General features: G+C 58.8%; 16 protein-coding genes. 15 read left to right on the top strand and 1 reads right to left on the bottom strand.

Annotation, left to right across the window (positions count from 1 at the left end; all coding sequences use genetic code 11):
• The 3 genes from J2857_RS24535 (at position 1) to J2857_RS24525 (ending at position 3,659) form a co-directional block, all read left to right on the top strand.
• Positions 1-1,422, top strand: a complete 1,422-nt coding sequence (locus J2857_RS24535) for a PLP-dependent aminotransferase family protein (protein WP_210012713.1) — start codon at positions 1-3, stop codon at positions 1,420-1,422.
• 129 nt (positions 1,423-1,551) lie between these two features.
• Positions 1,552-2,811, top strand: a complete 1,260-nt coding sequence (locus tag J2857_RS24530; protein WP_210012712.1) for a Tm-1-like ATP-binding domain-containing protein — start codon at positions 1,552-1,554, stop codon at positions 2,809-2,811.
• Between the two features lie 11 nt (positions 2,812-2,822).
• Complete coding sequence (locus J2857_RS24525) at positions 2,823-3,659, top strand: phosphoenolpyruvate hydrolase family protein (protein ID WP_210012711.1); 837 nt, start codon at positions 2,823-2,825, stop codon at positions 3,657-3,659.
• Positions 3,660-3,833: 174 nt separating this feature from the next.
• Here J2857_RS24525 and J2857_RS24520 read toward each other — a convergent pair whose 3' ends face one another.
• Positions 3,834-4,757, bottom strand: coding sequence for an AraC family transcriptional regulator (locus tag J2857_RS24520; protein ID WP_210013036.1), 924 nt, complete (start codon positions 4,755-4,757; stop codon positions 3,834-3,836).
• Positions 4,758-4,919: 162 nt separating this feature from the next.
• Between J2857_RS24520 and J2857_RS24515 the strand changes: the two genes are divergently transcribed.
• The 12 genes from J2857_RS24515 (at position 4,920) to J2857_RS24460 (ending at position 15,433) form a co-directional block, all read left to right on the top strand.
• Positions 4,920-6,233, top strand: coding sequence for an MFS transporter (locus J2857_RS24515; protein ID WP_210012710.1), 1,314 nt, complete (start codon positions 4,920-4,922; stop codon positions 6,231-6,233).
• Positions 6,234-6,352: 119 nt separating this feature from the next.
• Positions 6,353-6,517, top strand: coding sequence for an SDR family oxidoreductase (locus J2857_RS24510; RefSeq protein ID WP_432420179.1), 165 nt, complete (start codon positions 6,353-6,355; stop codon positions 6,515-6,517).
• A gap of 71 nt (positions 6,518-6,588) precedes the next feature.
• Positions 6,589-7,638 (top strand): aldo/keto reductase, encoded by a 1,050-nt coding sequence (locus tag J2857_RS24505; RefSeq protein ID WP_210013035.1) that lies wholly within the window; start codon positions 6,589-6,591, stop codon positions 7,636-7,638.
• Between the two features lie 140 nt (positions 7,639-7,778).
• Complete coding sequence (locus tag J2857_RS24500) at positions 7,779-8,762, top strand: oxidoreductase (protein WP_210013034.1); 984 nt, start codon at positions 7,779-7,781, stop codon at positions 8,760-8,762.
• Between the two features lie 3 nt (positions 8,763-8,765).
• Positions 8,766-9,404, top strand: a complete 639-nt coding sequence (locus J2857_RS24495) for a DedA family protein (protein WP_210012709.1) — start codon at positions 8,766-8,768, stop codon at positions 9,402-9,404.
• Positions 9,401-10,039: a class I SAM-dependent methyltransferase gene (locus tag J2857_RS24490; RefSeq protein WP_210012708.1), complete on the top strand. Its 639-nt coding sequence runs from the start codon at positions 9,401-9,403 to the stop codon at positions 10,037-10,039. Before J2857_RS24495 ends, J2857_RS24490 begins: the two co-directional genes overlap by 4 nt.
• 123 nt (positions 10,040-10,162) lie before the next feature.
• Positions 10,163-10,726: a class I SAM-dependent methyltransferase gene (locus J2857_RS24485; protein WP_210012707.1), complete on the top strand. Its 564-nt coding sequence runs from the start codon at positions 10,163-10,165 to the stop codon at positions 10,724-10,726.
• Between the two features lie 39 nt (positions 10,727-10,765).
• Positions 10,766-11,119 carry a hypothetical protein gene (locus J2857_RS24480; RefSeq protein ID WP_210012706.1) on the top strand — a complete coding sequence of 118 codons (354 nt, stop codon included), beginning with the start codon at positions 10,766-10,768 and terminating at the stop codon, positions 11,117-11,119.
• A 93-nt stretch (positions 11,120-11,212) separates the two neighbouring features.
• Positions 11,213-11,680: a (2Fe-2S)-binding protein gene (locus J2857_RS24475; RefSeq protein WP_210012705.1), complete on the top strand. Its 468-nt coding sequence runs from the start codon at positions 11,213-11,215 to the stop codon at positions 11,678-11,680.
• A 68-nt stretch (positions 11,681-11,748) separates the two neighbouring features.
• The gene (locus tag J2857_RS24470) at positions 11,749-12,366 is read left to right on the top strand and encodes an Isoquinoline 1-oxidoreductase subunit (protein ID WP_245363797.1); all 618 of its coding nucleotides are present in this window, start codon (positions 11,749-11,751) and stop codon (positions 12,364-12,366) included.
• Between the two features lie 44 nt (positions 12,367-12,410).
• Positions 12,411-14,606, top strand: a complete 2,196-nt coding sequence (locus J2857_RS24465; protein WP_210012703.1) for a xanthine dehydrogenase family protein molybdopterin-binding subunit — start codon at positions 12,411-12,413, stop codon at positions 14,604-14,606.
• A gap of 209 nt (positions 14,607-14,815) precedes the next feature.
• Entirely contained in the window at positions 14,816-15,433 is a 618-nt protein-coding gene (locus tag J2857_RS24460) for a (2Fe-2S)-binding protein (protein WP_210012702.1), read from the top strand.
• Positions 15,434-15,435 lie beyond the last annotated feature (2 nt).

Raw genomic sequence — 15,435 nt, 5'->3', positions numbered from 1 at the left:
TTGAGCAAGGTCAGCGCGTATCGCCTCAGCAGACTCCTCGGGAATTGGTCTATCGGTGACGGCACTTTGGCCGAACGCCTGAAGAACGCTTTGGTGGACCTCATCAATGACAATGCCATGCCGATCGGTAGCGACTTGCCATCCGAACGCCCGCTCGCCGAAGCGCTCGGTACAAGCCGTGGAACGGTGACGGCCGCCTATGCAAGTCTTCGGGAAGCAGCCTTGATCGAAAGCAGGCACGGGAGCGGACATCGAATCCTGCGCTCTTCAGCTTATTTACATGTCGCAGAGCGCCCGAATGTGAGTTTGCGAGGGCATGAGGGCAGACCACCGTCGGCGATCGATATGTCCAGCGGCGCCCTTCAACCGTCACCCGTCGCTATGGAGGTCGTCGCCGGAATTCAGGGTAAGGATCTGCTGCCCTCTGTTGCGGATGTGGGTTATCTGTCGAGCGGCATGCCTCATCTGAAATGGGAGGTTGCCCGATACTATTCCGAACTCGGTCTACCAACCCATCCGGATAATATTATCATCACGAACGGAGCCCAGCAGGCGATCTGGCTGTTGTCGAGTATCCTCGTGAGGCCAGGCGACGCCGTTGTCGTGGAGGACCCAACCTATCGCGGAGCCCTGGAGGCCTTCCGGCACCAGAATGCCCGATTGATTTCCGCACCGCTTGGCCGAGATCTACGGCTCGACCTTTCCGCACTCGAAACCCGTCTATCTCGTCGCCCGAAGGTCGCCTATTTCTTCTCCGACGTTTCCAATCCACTTGGCCGGACCTTGTCTCAGGATGTGAGATCGGCCGTATCCGCCATGCTTCAGAAAAATGAAGTGTTTCTGATTGAAGACGGCTCGCAGAACGAACTGGGCTTGACCGCGCAACTTCCGAACACGCCGCTCGCAGGAAGCCTTGACGAAAACCGATCGGCACTGATTGGAACGATGTCGAAGCTTTTCTGGGGTGGATTAAGAATAGGCTGGATACGTTCGGGACGTGGCCTGATCAAAACTCTCACAGCCTTCAAAGCAGCCAGCGACCTCGGCAACCCCATCATGAATCAGGCGATTGCGGCGCGAATGTTTCCTCATCTGGCGCAGGCGCGGGCCCATCGTCGAAATGAGCTACAACACCATCTTTCGAAGTTGCGACAGGAGTTGGTGCAGCGACCATCTCGCTGGTGCTGGATCGAGCCGGACGGCGGCACGGCGCTCTGGATCAAAATGCCGGGCGTCAACACCGTCAGTCTCCGGCAAAGCGCATTGCGTCGCAACTTTCTTTTGTCAGCGGGTCCCGACTTCTCGCCGGAAAACGGCTTCCAGGATTCTCTAAGACTGCCTTTCGTGCGTCCGATTGAACTCCTGCGCAGCACGCTGGATATGATCGAGGACGTTCTGCAGATCACGCACGGCAGCGAATAGTAGACGGGGATTCGGCGAGCTCGTTCAACACTGGTCATGCTCAAAAGGTTTGACTGGTTCTTCACCTCGGAGGCTCAAATACATTAGCCTGCTTTCAGACGGACGGAGAGCCGGAACAAGAGCAGCGATATGAGTGCCGAGATTTTAAATCCAGATATCAGCAGGGAACTGACTCCAAGCGTAGTGATCGCCGCCACGCTCGATACGAAGCCTGGCGAAGTCGAACTTTTGCTCAAAGCGTTCAAGCGGCATGGCCTCAGTTACATCCTGGTTGATTGCGGAGTGTTGGGTTCGTCCACGATGAAGCCGGATATATCGGCAACACAAATCGCGGCGCTCGCAGGATCCGACATCGATGATCTGCGACGGCTGGCGAACCGGGAAGCTACTCTTCGAACGATGATGGAAGGCTTGTCCGTCTGCCTCGACACACTGGTGTCCCATGGGCTGGTGCGCGGTTTTTTCGCCATGGGCGGTGGAACGAACACGGCTTTGGCCAGCGCGGCCTTCGCCCGGCTTCCATACGGCATCCCCAAACTTCTGGTCGCAACGACGGTTTCAGGCGATATGTCCCGCATCGTCGATGCCAAGGATGTCGTCCTCATCCATTCCGTCGTCGACATTCTTGGAACAGGGCAGTACCTGCGATCGCTTCTCGACCGGAGCGCTGCTGTGATGAGCGCGCTCGTCACTGACGCCCAAGCGCATCGCACAAGTTCGCCAGCGAACTGTGTCGGCATCACCGCCTTCGGATCCACGACGCGGGCGGCGAATGCAGCCTTCGAACGTCTGAATTCACTCGGCCATGAGGTCCTCGTCTTTCACGCTCGCGGCAGCGGTGGGCGAGCCGCCGAGACCTTCATTCGGGAGGGGCGCATCAACCTCATGCTGGATCTGACGACCACGGAAATCACGGATGAGGTTGTCGGAGGCTTTCTTACGGCAGGTCCGACCCGTCTCGACGCGGCCGTGGAAAAAGCGATCCCTCAAGTCATTCTACCCGGCGCGATAGACATGGTGAATTTCGGACCTATGGAAACGATCCCGGCAAAATTCCATGGGCGCCAGTTTCTCCGGCATACGCCGACGACCACGCTGATGCGGACGTCGGCGGAAGAGGCTGCAAGCGTGGCTAGATTCATCGCCAGCAAACTCGAACGTGCGACCGCACCCGTTGCGGCCATCGTTCCCACGCGGGGGTTCTCTGCCTACGATGCGGAAGGAGCGCCTTTCTTCGATCCGATTGCCGATCAGGCATTTGTCGAGGAGCTCGAGCACGCGTTGCGAGCAGATATCTCTCTCATAAAGATCGATGCGCATATCAACGATCCAGAGGTCGCCGAGCTCGCGACCGATACTCTGTTGCAACTTGCCAGAAATAACCATTGACGAGGCAGAAGATGACGAAATTTTCGCGAAATGACGTGTTGCAGCGGCTGACGACCGAAACGGCACAAGGCAGGTCAATTCTTGCCGTCGGCGCGGGGAATGGCCTTTCAGCGCGCTGCGCCGAGCTTGGCGGAGCCGATCTCATCGTCGTCTACAACTCCGGCTACTATCGGGTGAACGGACTTCCCAGCCTTGTCGGCGCAATACCCGTAGGGGACGCCAATGAGGTGATGTTGCGACTTGGACGCCAGTCCATCATGCCCAAAAAACGGACCATTCCGGTTATCGCTGGCGTCTATGGCATCGATCCGACACGTGACATCGACGATCTGCTCGACGAAGTTAAGGCGATCGGATATTCCGGCATCATCAATTTTCCTACGCTCAGCCGCCACGAGAACAGCAACTACAGGATCGACCTGGAAAATGCAGGTCTCGGCTTTGCATGCGAGGTCGATATGATGCGCAAGGCAAGGGAGCGTGACCTCTTCACGCTTGCCTATGTCTACAACCCGGAGGATGCTCGCGCTATGGCACGGGCCGGCGTCGATGTGATCGTCGGCCATATGGGTTTGACCATTGGTGGAGACATCGGCTCGAAGAGCGCCATTGGTATAGATGCCGCGATCACCCGTATCGGTGAGATCTTCGATGCTGCGCTTGTGGCAGATCCAGACGTCATTCTTCTTTCGCATGGCGGACCGATCTCGACGGCAGAGGATGCGCAATATGTAAATCTGAACTCCAAGGCCGTCGGCTTTGTCGCGGCATCCAGCTTCGAGCGCATCCCGATCGAGATCGCGCTGAAGAAGGCTTGCGACGACTTCAAGTCCATCAAGATTAGCTGATGGGCAACAGCCGAACGTCAGTCGGAAGACAAATATCGCGTTACTCCGACCTAAAACTGGCGACTTCCGCTCATACCGAGACCTTTCCAGGTCGGCTGACCCTTTAGGTACAGCCAAGACCACTCGGTATGACCATCTGTCGCGAGTACAAGCCGCAACGGCTTCCTGTCGTGATTAGGCGGATCGAACAGTACGGCTCGCGTATTCGTTGTGGAGGCGCTGTTGGTTCAGAGCATCCTGTTTAGGCGCGACGCCAAAAGTTCTTGAATACTCTCGGCTGAACTGCGACGCGCTCTCGTACCCGACCTTGTAGGCCGCTTCGGCAACATTGGCAGCTTGCGTGACCATGAGGCGGCGCGCCTCCAGCAGTCGTAGTTGCTTCTGGAACTGGAGCGGAGTCATCGAGGTCAGTGCCTTGAAGTGCTGGTGAAACGAAGACTGGCTCATACGTGCAACATCGGCCAACTGCTCGACCCGCAAAGTTTCCGCGAAGTTGGTGTGCAACAGGGATACGGCCCTCACAACACGTTCGATGTTTGTTTCCGGGCAGGCGAGTTTGCAGATCTCACCGCCATGCGGGCCGCTCAACAGCCAATAGCAAATCTCACGCACGATCGACGGCGCCAGGATCGGAATCGCCTTCGGAGTTGCCAGCAGTCGAACGAGGCGAAGAATGCAATCGGAAAGCGGTTGATCCACCTTGGCGATAAAAGCGCAAGGGCCGGTCGCGTGGGACTGCGGTGGCGGCGCATCCAATTGTTCGAGAACCTCGCGAACCGTTGCAACGTCGAAATCGACCATGACGCCGACATAGGGCGTTGCAGCGCTGGCCTCGACGATCCTTCCGGTCGCCGGGACGCCCACACTGACGACCAGGCACTCCATGCTGCGGTAGTTGAGATGTTCATCGCCGAACTGCAACTCCTTCGCTCCCTCCAGCACGACGCATAGTGACGGCCGATAGATGTTGCGCATGGGCATCATCGATTGAAACGAGCGGACGATATTGAAGCCTTCTATGGCCGTCGGGAACAGGCCTTGCCCGCCACCCTGGTCTTCGATGTAGGCCGATACGGCAGAGAGCAATGGAGAATTCAAACGGGGCTCCGGCTGTTTCAGGGGCCACGGCAATATGTGGCTCTTCGCCGGCATCATCGCCTCTTCTGCAGGAATAGGCAAGTTTCTTGAAGGTTCGGGCATTCTGGTCATTGGACACTCCATCTAGCTTAAGGGTGCAACCAAGCGAGGAGTGACCCCAAGATGACAGAAATTGTCGCCCGGTCAATAGACCCGTTAGAGACACGAGCGCCACCCGTTGCGTCCAACCGGGAATACGTAAAAGGCCTGCGAATGGCCGCCATATGCATCGTGCTTCTCCTGATCAACGCGTTCTCGCAGATCGATCGAATACTGCCGTTTATCCTGGCGGAGAAAATCAAAGCAGACCTGTCGCTGACCGACACCGAGATGGGCCTTCTTACGGGGCTCGCTTTTGCGGTTTGCTACGCACTCCTCTCATTGCCGCTTGCCCGCGTCGCAGATCGGGGATCACCCCGGTTCGTACTCGTGTCCTGCGTGCTGGTGTGGAGTGTCATGACCACACTCGGTGGTTTTGCCGCCAGTTTCCTGTTCCTGGCCCTCACACGTTTCGGCGTCGCATTCGGGGAGGCTGGCGCCGTCCCGGCTGGTCATGCTCTCATTGTCCGCAAAATCGGCCCTGAGCGCCGCGGCCTCGCAATTGGTCTGTTCGCAATGGGCATCCCCTTGGGCACGATGGTGGGATTTGCGGCAGGCGGCGCGATTGCGGATGTCTTCGGCTGGCGCGTCGTTCTGATCGGTGCTGGAGCCCTCGGCATCTTGATCGGGTTGTTGACCATTCTTGTTGCCGGTCCCACTCCGCCTCTCCCAACAACAGCCGCTCGCGATGAATCATTTCTGCGAACCAGCCTTGACCTACTGTCGTCTCCGGCGTTCCGCTGGTTGTTCACGGGCACCATTTTCTTGGGCTTCGCAGGCGCGCCTTTCTATGCCTTTTCCATACCGTTTCTGATCCGCACCTACGGTTTTACCGCGACAGAGGTCGGCGTTTCATTCGGCATGTTGCAAGGGTTGATGGGGATCATCGGGACTTTGGGCGGTGGCCGATGGTTTGATTTTGCCGTTCGCTCAGGCACCGGTAAGGTGCTCGGTCCTCCGGCAGTTCTGTTCCTGATCGCCAGTGTAACGACGACTGCGGCACTGTTTGCCCCGACTGGCTGGATGTCCATTGCGCTCTTCGTGCCTGGAATGCTGTCATTTTCATTCATGCTGCCGTGGGGCTTCGGCGCCGCGCATCTGATCGCCGGTCCCGGACGTCAAGCGCAGGCGACCAGCCTCGTCATGATCGGAAGCGGCCTCCTCGGGCCTGCACTGGGCCCTCTGATCGTTGGCATAGTCAGCGATGCCGCCAGCGCAGCCGATATTTCAAACGGCCTCGGCCTTGGCTTGTTGATCGTGCCTCTGTCGACCGTGCTGGCAGGCATCACTCTCCTCATCGCGAACCAAAGGGTTGGCGCCTTCCTTCGCCAACCCTGACCGCAAAACCCCACAGCAGGCTGAAACATTCGAAACGTCATAGGAAATATTCCAATGTCCAGCACAGACAATTTCCGGCACACGTTCCTCGCCCTGGTGGCGGCCGTGCCCCCCAACTCTTGCGTCAGCACGGGGAAGAGGCGCTTCGCGGCATACCGGAGGCCACCCCGCTTCGTCGGTTGGGTCAGCCGGAAGATATCGCCAATGTCATCGGCCTTCTCTGCTCGCAGGACGGGGCGTGGATCGATGGTCAAAACGTCTTCGCGAATGGCGGCATCGCCTGATGGATGACCGCTGCGGCGTACATGCGCCGCAGCGGATTCGGAACCGGATACTCTTACAGGGCACCCTCGTCATGAAATACAATACATTAGGAAATACAGGCCTTTTCGTCTCGGAGCTGTGCCTTGGCACAATGACCTTCGGCGGCAAGGGGGTCTGGGCCAATATGGGTAACGTCCAGCAAGACGACGCTCAGGCTCTGATCGCCCGCGCACTTGAGCACGGGATCAACTTTATCGATACCGCGGACATCTATTCGAGCGGCACGTCAGAAGAGATCGTCGGCCAGTCACTTAAAAATCTCGGTGTCCGGCGAGAAGACGTGGTCATCGCAACCAAGGTCTGCGGGCCCATGGGCCATGGGCCGAACGACGCCGGCAATTCCCGGGGCCACATCTTCGATAGCGTCAAAGCCAGTCTGAGACGACTACAGGTCGATCATATCGATCTCTACCAGCTTCATAACGTCGATAACGTAACTCCTATCGAGGAAAGCCTTGCTGCCTTGGATGCGCTGGTCCAGCAGGGTCTGGTTCGTTATGTCGGCGTGTCGAATTGGTCGGCCTGGCAGATGGCGCGGGCGCTGGGCCATAGCGAGCGCCTTCAGATCGCGAAGATTGTGACCTCGCAAAACTACTACACGCTCGCAGGTCGCGATATCGAGCGGGATATCGTTCCGCTCATCAAGGCCGAAAAACTCGGTCTGCTGGTTTGGAGCCCGCTTGCAGGCGGGCTGCTTAGCGGCAAATTCGGCCGCAACAAGCAGGGCGAGGAAGGTAGCCGCCGGACCATTTTCGATTTTCCGCCGGTCGCTATGGATCGAGCGTACGACGTGATCGATGTGATGGAACGCATTGGCGCCGACAAAGGTGTCAGCGTTGCAAGGATTGCGCTGGCATGGCTGCTGCATCAGCCGCACGTCGCAAGCGTCATCGTCGGTACGAAGACGGTCGCGCAGCTCGACGACAGCGTCGGGGCGTCAGAGATCACGCTCAGTGCGGATGAGGTCGCCCAATTGGAAGCTGTCAGCAGGATCGCTCCCGAATATCCGGCCTGGATGCAGCGAACGCGCGAGGTCGCGGCAAGGCCACCCCTCAGCAAACCGATCGACGCCATCGAATAGGCTCGGACCCGGAGCCGCCCCGCTCCGGATCCGTGAAGGGTCGCCTCACCCCATGGCGACCTTCTGTCCGCCGAAGACGTGCCCCGAACAATGCGTCTTCGGCGGACATCTTGCCCCACCAGAAACAGAAGGAACTGACAATGTCACAACCGTGGACACTTGACGACATGCCGTCTCAAAAGGGCCGGACGATCCTGATCACCGGAACCGGTGGCTTGGGCTTCGAAGACGCGCTTGCGCTGGCCCAGGCCGGCGGCGACGTGATCATCGCAGGGCGCAATCCGGCGAAGGGTGCCGAAGCCCTCCGGCGCATCAAGGAAAGATCGCCCCAGGCATCGGTCGCACTGGAGATTGTCGACCTCGGCGACCTCGCCTCAATCGAAGCGCTTGCGAAAAGACTGAACGAAACGCGCAATCACATCGACGTTCTCATCAACAACGCGGGCGTGATGACGCCACCAACGCGCCAGACGACCAAAAACGGTTTCGAACTGCAATTCGGCACGAACTACCTTGGCCACTTCGCCCTGACGGGCCACCTCCTGCCGATGCTCATGCGGGCAAACGCCCCACGCGTCGTGACGCTTTCCAGCATTGCCGTGCGAGGCGCAAACGTCGCGATCAACTTCGACGATCTGCAAGCGGAGCGGAGCTATAAGCCCATGCCTGTCTACGGTCAGTCGAAGCTGGCATGTCTGATGTTTGCTCTCGAACTCCAACGGCGGAGCGAAGAAGCGGGCTGGGGTATTACGAGTATCGCCGCGCATCCGGGGATATCGCGCACGGATCTGCTTCACAACGGCCCCGGTCGCCGCAGCGCTCAGGGCCTTCTCAGATCTTTCCTATGGTTTCTGTTCCAGCCTGTTGCACAAGGAGCGCTGCCGACCCTGTTTGCGGCTACATCTCCAAAAGCCCGAGGTGGTGGCTATTATGGCCCGGATAAACTCGGCGAGACCCGTGGACACCCGACCGAAGCGCAGACCCCGCGACAGGCGATGGAGAAGCATGTGGCACATAAGCTTTGGGAGATTTCGGAAAAACTGACGGGAATATCGTTCGATGCACAGGTTCCTCCTCGCGAGCTCGCCGGTCTGGACGCGACAACGATCAGACGGGAGGGGTGAGATATGGACCCGCTCGGAAACCTTGTCGACTGGATTGCGGTCTATGGCATATTCGGTCTGTTTGCCATCGGGCTGGCGGAACGTTTCTTGCCTGCCCTGCCCTCTTATGGTGTTCTCGTTGCCATAGGTATCGCGGCCGATGGCGCCGTCTGGTCTCTCCACACCGCTGTCATCGCGACGACGGTCGGGAGTTTTATGGGGGCCCTGGGTCTCTATCTTCTTATACGCGCTGTCGGAAGAAAAAGGTCGGTTAAGCTTCTCTACTGGGTCGGCAGACGGGTGGGTCTATCGCAGTCACGTATCGACTGGATATTGTCCTCGCTGCGTGCCCGGGAAGGAGCGCTTACGATCCTGTCGCAACTCATTCCCACCGTGCGGTTGATCTCGCCCATAGCGGCTGGGCTTTTAGGCACGAATACGCTGCGGTTTGTATTTGGAGTAGCAGTCGGCATCGCTCTTTGGAACGGCTTTTTCATCGCCGGCGGCTACCTGGCTGTGCTGGCCATTCCTGGCATCAATTCGTCCGCGCTCGCGCTAAAGATACTGGTCCTGCTTGTTGTCGCGGAAGTACTCACAGCCTTCGTGTGGCGGCTTCAGCGACGATATTCGATGCGCCTCAACCCGGGAGCCAGCCCGCGATGACAAGTAAAACTGCTGATGCGTTTTTGTTTTTTCGAGCGTGGCTTTCCGCGCCCCTTCGCGTCGCCTCCGTCACACCATCAGGGCGTGCGTTGTCTTCTCTTATGACCGCCGAGATATCGGCGGAGACGGGCACAGTCATCGAGTTGGGTCCTGGAACCGGCGTTTTTACGGAAGCATTGCTGCAGCAAGGTGTTGCTGAAGAAAACCTCGTGCTGATCGAGTACGGTGTGGAGTTTGCGAACCAACTCAGCGATCGCTTCCCAACCGCAAAGACCGTCCAGATGGATGCTGCTCAGTTGCGCAAGTTGCCGCTTCGCGCCTCAGCGCCTGTGGGTGCTGTCGTCAGTGGCCTTCCTCTTCTATCGATGCCGTTGCGCAAGGTGCATGCTATCCTGGAGGGGGCATTCTCGCATCTTCGCCCTGGTGGAGCATTCTATCAATTCACTTACGGGCCACGATGCCCGATCGCCAGACCTTTGCTTGACCGTCTGGGCCTGAAGGCAACGTATATCGGCTGGACCCTCGCCAATATTCCACCTGCAGCCGTCTATCGTATCAGTCGACGAAGACCGCGCAGGGCACTCGAACCGGTACATCAGGATTTGTTGTTCGAAGGTCAGAAAAATCCATCCTAGCCAGCAGCGGCTAGACCTGCATGGCTATTCTTGTTCCGGCGGAATCCGGCACGCATTAGACATGCCATCACAGCCCGACGCGGTCCTTCAGCACCCGGCCAAGCTAAATCCGAGAGATCGCACATGCATCAAGCATTTTCCGTCGTTCTGCTTGCCGCTGTTTCGTTGGTCTGCCTTTCGCTGTTGTTCTTCCACGCATTGACGAGAGTGCCCTCATGGCCGCTGGCGGAAGCGGAAGCGGCCGATGTTGTTGCTCTCTTGCGCGATGCGAACCTTTCTCGCTCGGCTGTGATTTACGATCTGGGATGTGGATGGGGCTCGCTTCTGATCGCGCTCACCAAAGCTTTTCCAGACGCCCATGTGAGGGGCGTGGAGATCTCGCCTTTCCCGTGCTTCGTCGCCAGGCTGCGGACCAGACACCTCCCTAACGTCTCGGTAGTGGGAAAGAACTTTTATAAATGCGATCTGGCAGATGCCGATGCCGTCACGTGCTATCTGATGACCAGCGCTATGCCCAGATTATCGAAATTCCTGGACGAGACCGTGCGCCCGGGCACCACCGTCGTGACAGTCACATTCTGGTTTCGGGACCGGTCACCGAAGATGGTAAAGAACGGTCCGGGTTTGCGCGGTGCTGTAGCCTTATACGTCTGGCCAGCGAATTCTGCTCCAGGCCACACTGGGTGAACTTCCTCAAGCTCGGCCGCGGCAGCTGGTGCAGGAGGTTTGGCTTTCATCGTTGGACAGGGCACCATCGGCGGCACTTTGATGGATGTCGGGTTCGACCTCTACGGCGCTCTCATGGTGCTGAGCGCAACCATGTCCTATCTCCACGCACGGCCGGGCCCAATGGCGGAATTCAGCGACTGGCTCGACGCCCTCATGGTTTTCTTTTTCTACATCTCGAACTTGATTGTCGCAGAATTCGTCATCCGCGCAGGTCGGCAAAAGCGTACCGGGAGCGCCGACCTCTCAGTATCGGCCTTGTTCGTGGCCGCGAGCGCTTTCATTGCCTTCGTCATCTGGATGTTCGCCGCCAATACATGGGGTCCCAAAATCGCCAGTGGCCTAACGCTATAGCCGCCTAGAGGATCAGGCATGTTTTTTGTCGGATCGGGTATATCCGATCAAGTCGCGCGATCCTAATTTGTCGTTATCAAAGGGATTTAGTCCATGTCTTACACGCTTTCGGTCAATGGCCGATTCCATGATGTTGACGAAGACGGTGAAACCCCGCTTCTGTGGGTGCTTCGCGATTCTTTGTCACTGACGGGTACCAAATACGGCTGCGGCGCAGCTCAGTGCGGCGCCTGCACCGTCCACCTCGACGGGAGGCCGGCTCGATCCTGTTCGATCGCGGTGCGAGCGGCCGTCTCGGCGCAAATCGTCACGATCGAAGGCATGGACGGCGCCGAAGCAGTTGCCCTGCGCGACGCCTGGGTTAAGCACGATGTGCCGCAATGTGGGTTTTGCCAATCGGGGCAGATCATGAGCGCGATTGCACTGCTGCGGAACATCAAACAACCTACGGATCAGGATATCGACCTTGCAATGAGCGGCAATCTCTGTCGATGCGCCACTTATACCCGAATTCGTGCGGCCATCCACGATGCGGCAGCAAAGCTCGGTACGTCGACATGACACGACACCCGTCTAAAAAGGGAAGATGGCGTCATCGGGTCAAAATCGCGTTTGCGTCGATATTCGGGATGATTTTTGTCGCCGCCGCCGCGGGCCTTGGCTACGCCCTTTATCCCCGAACCATGCCGCAGACCCAAATGATTGAAGACAGACTGCAGCCCGCCGAACTCGATCGTTTGCGTCAGGTGTCAGACTTCGATGAGATTGCCGATCCGACCGTGCGGTCTGTGGCGCTATTCGAAGAAGCCGGCCGTGTGATCGAGCATCCACGCTGCATGAACTGCCATCCGCGCACTGACCGTCCTACCCAGACAGAAGCGATGCGCCCGCATACCCCCTGGGTTACACGTGGCGCCGATGGCCGTGGCGCACCGACGCTTCGCTGCTCAACATGCCATCAGGCCGAAAACTTCGAGGCGTCCGGTGTGCCGGGAAACGCCAAATGGAGGCTCGCTCCGATCGAGATGGCCTGGCAGGGCAAGACGCTCGGCGACATCTGCAGGCAGCTTCTGGATCCGGCACGTTCGCACATGACCCGTGAGGAGCTGCTTCATCACATGGCGCAAGACGAGCTCGTTGGCTGGGCCTGGCATCCGGGCGCAAACCGCAGGCCCGCGCCCGGCACTCAGGAAGCGTTCGGATCATTGATCAAGGCTTGGCTCGATACCGGCGCAGCGTGCCCATAGTCAGCAGGCTCAAGTGAGAGCAGGATGGCAACAGGAGAATGTCCGTGACCGACTCCCCAGACAGGAAGCCACGATTTCGAGTGACCCGCCGACGCTTGATCCTCGGTGGATCGATGATCGGTGGTGCGCTCGTGGTCGGCTATGCCGCAACCAACCCGATGCAAGCTATCGGCGCCATCCTGCAAGGCGGCGGCGACGACCCGGAGCCAAGCGCCTTCGGACCATTTATCCGCATCACCGATGACGGCTGGGTGACGATCGTCAACAAACAACAGGAACTCGGCCAAGGCATCCACGCAGGGCTCGCCGCAATCGTCGCGGAAGAGCTCGACGCGGACTGGAATAAGGTGCGTGTCGTTGACGCGCGCAGCAACTTCCGCGCCTACGGTGTGCAAATGACAGCCGGTTCAAATTCGATTGCTTCGAACTGGGATCTGATGCGCAATGCGGGTGCTGCGGCGCGCACCATGTTCGTCGAGGCGGCGGCGGCTCGCTGGGGCATGCAAAGCAGTGGTGTCGTTGTCCGCGACGGTGTCCTATCCCATCCTGGCTCCAATCGAACGGCGACCTTCGCTGAGCTCCTGGCCGACGCGTCCCGGCAGACCCCGCCCCAAACGCCGGTACTAAAACGGCGGCAAGACTATCGGCTGGTCGGCACCGACCGCGTGCGGCGCAAGGACAGCCTTGCTAAGAGCACCGGGACGCAAATCTATACGCAGGACATCCAGCGCCCAGACTTGCTCGTTGCGATGGTCGCCCATAGTCCGCGCTTTGGCGGAAAGCTGCTGCGATTCGATGCATCTGATGCATTGAAGGTGAAGGGCGTCAGCCATGTGTTCGCCATCGAGACGGGTGTGGCCGTACTCGCGGAGACGACGTTTGCCGCTAAGCGGGGGCGCGACGCATTGCGTATTGAATGGGACGATAACGAAGCTGAGATGCGTTCCTCTCCCGATCTTGTGGCCTATTTCCACGACATCGCAGCCGGCCGCACCGATGTGGAGCCCGGCAGTTTCCAGTCGACGGGTCAATCGCCCGAGGCACCTTTCGACGGCGACGTCGTGGAGTTTGCATTCGATTTCCCCTATCTGGCACATGCCCCGATGGAAACGCTCGATTGCGTGGCGAAAGTCGATGGCTGGGATGTTGCGATCACATCGGGCGCTCATCTGGCGACGGTCGATCAGGTTCAGGCGGCCCTTACCGCGCGGACCGTTCCGGGCCGGGTCGACATCGAGGTGATCCCTGCCGGCGGTTCGTTCGGTCGCCGCGGTGCGATGAGTTCTGACTATCTCGTCGAATGCGTGCGGATTGCAAAGCGCGTCGAGGGTCGTTCGGTCAAGTTGATCTGGAGCCGTGAGGATGACATGAGGTCGGGCTATTTCCGACCGATGTCGCATCATCGGGTTTGGGTCCAGGTGGGTTCGGACGGGTTTCCGGAGCGTTGGCGCTTCCATTCCGTTTGCCAAAACCTGCTTCCTCTCGCCCCCAATTTCACGGCGACTGAGGGGATCGCAGACTCGCCCAATCTTTCGACCGCAGCGACTGTCGACGGCAAGATTTTTACCCCAGCGTTTCCGGTCATCGTCGGGTTCTGGCGTTCGGTCGGCAATTCGCATACCGCCATGGTGATGGAGCACGTCGTGGATCAGCTTGCGCGCCGGGCCGGCAAGGATCCGGTATCCTATCGCCGCTTTTTATATCAGAAGGCCGGCGACACGCGCCGGCTGGCGGTACTTGATGAGCTTTGCGCCAGGGCAGGCTGGGATACCCCACTCGAAGCGGGTTGGGCACGGGGACTGGCGATTCACCAAGCATTCGGAACGATCGTCGGCCAGGTCGCCGAAGTCCGATTGCTCGATGGCCGGCCAATCGTGCGTCGCGTGGTTGCCGTTGTCGATTGTGGAATTGCGGTTGCGCCCGATCAGATCGCCGCACAGATCGAAGGAAGTATCGGCTTTGGGCTGTCAGCCGCCTTGTACGGTGCGGTCACGCTCAAGGAGGGACTTGTGCAAGAGACGAATTTTGATCGGTACCCAGTCTTGCGGATGAACGAGATGCCCGCTGTCGAAACCTATATCGTCGCGTCTGACAACAAGCCGACTGGAATGGGTGAGCCGGGAGTGGCACCAATCGCGCCAGCGGTTGCCAACGCGATCCTCGCGTTGTCGGGTACGCCGACGCAGCGCTTGCCGTTGCTGAACAGCGCAATGAACGCTGGGTTCTCGATTGGATCCTGAGCGGAACGCGAAAGCCGCAAGCCCTGCTGCGGCCGCTGTGCCTACCTCTAATGCCATTGCTAAGTGTAACTAATCAGTCCGCGCTGGATTTCGCGGCTAATCTTTCCGCCTGGCCTGACTTACGTTGAAAGAAATATGCGATTTCCAAGCTTCATGCCGAAACGGATGACGCCCAGCATTGTTGCAATCCAACAGGAGACGAAATCCAGATGTCAGACCCGCATGATAGGCAGTTTCTCGAGATCACCCGGCGACAGGTTTTAGAGGCCGGAACGATCGTTGCAGTGTCTGGAATGCTGCCAGTGGCGGCGCAGGCACAAGCGTCGAGTTCGCAGCTTGCGCCAGAGAACGGCGTGACTGTCCAGGTCAGGTTTCAGATCAACGGCCAGCCAAGTGTGCTGGAAATCGATGCACGAGCGTCCTTGCTTGATATGTTGCGCGAACGACTGGGTCTCGTCGGCGCAAAAAAGGGCTGCGACCACGGTCAGTGCGGCGCCTGTACTGTTCACATCGACGGGCGCAGGGTCGCTTCCTGTCTGACGCTTGCCGCCAAAATCGATGGCCGCGATGTTACAACCATCGAAGGTGTCGGTAGCGCGGACACTCTGCATCCGATGCAACAGGCGTTCATTGACCATGACGCTTTGCAGTGCGGCTACTGCACGCCCGGCCAGATCATGGCGGCAATCGCCTGCGTCAAGGAAGGCCATGCGTCGACGCCAGAGGAAATCAGAGAATATATGAGCGGCAATATCTGTCGGTGCGGAGCCTATGTCGGCATTGTGGCTGCGATCGAACAGGCAGCTCCCCAAATCGAGCGGGGCTGAAA

This window comes from Neorhizobium galegae (assembly GCF_017877055.1).
GTDB classification, from domain to species: Bacteria; Pseudomonadota; Alphaproteobacteria; order Rhizobiales; family Rhizobiaceae; genus Neorhizobium; species Neorhizobium galegae_D.
Note: the sequence above shows the minus strand (reverse complement) of the source record. Positions and strands in the feature narration are given on the sequence as shown.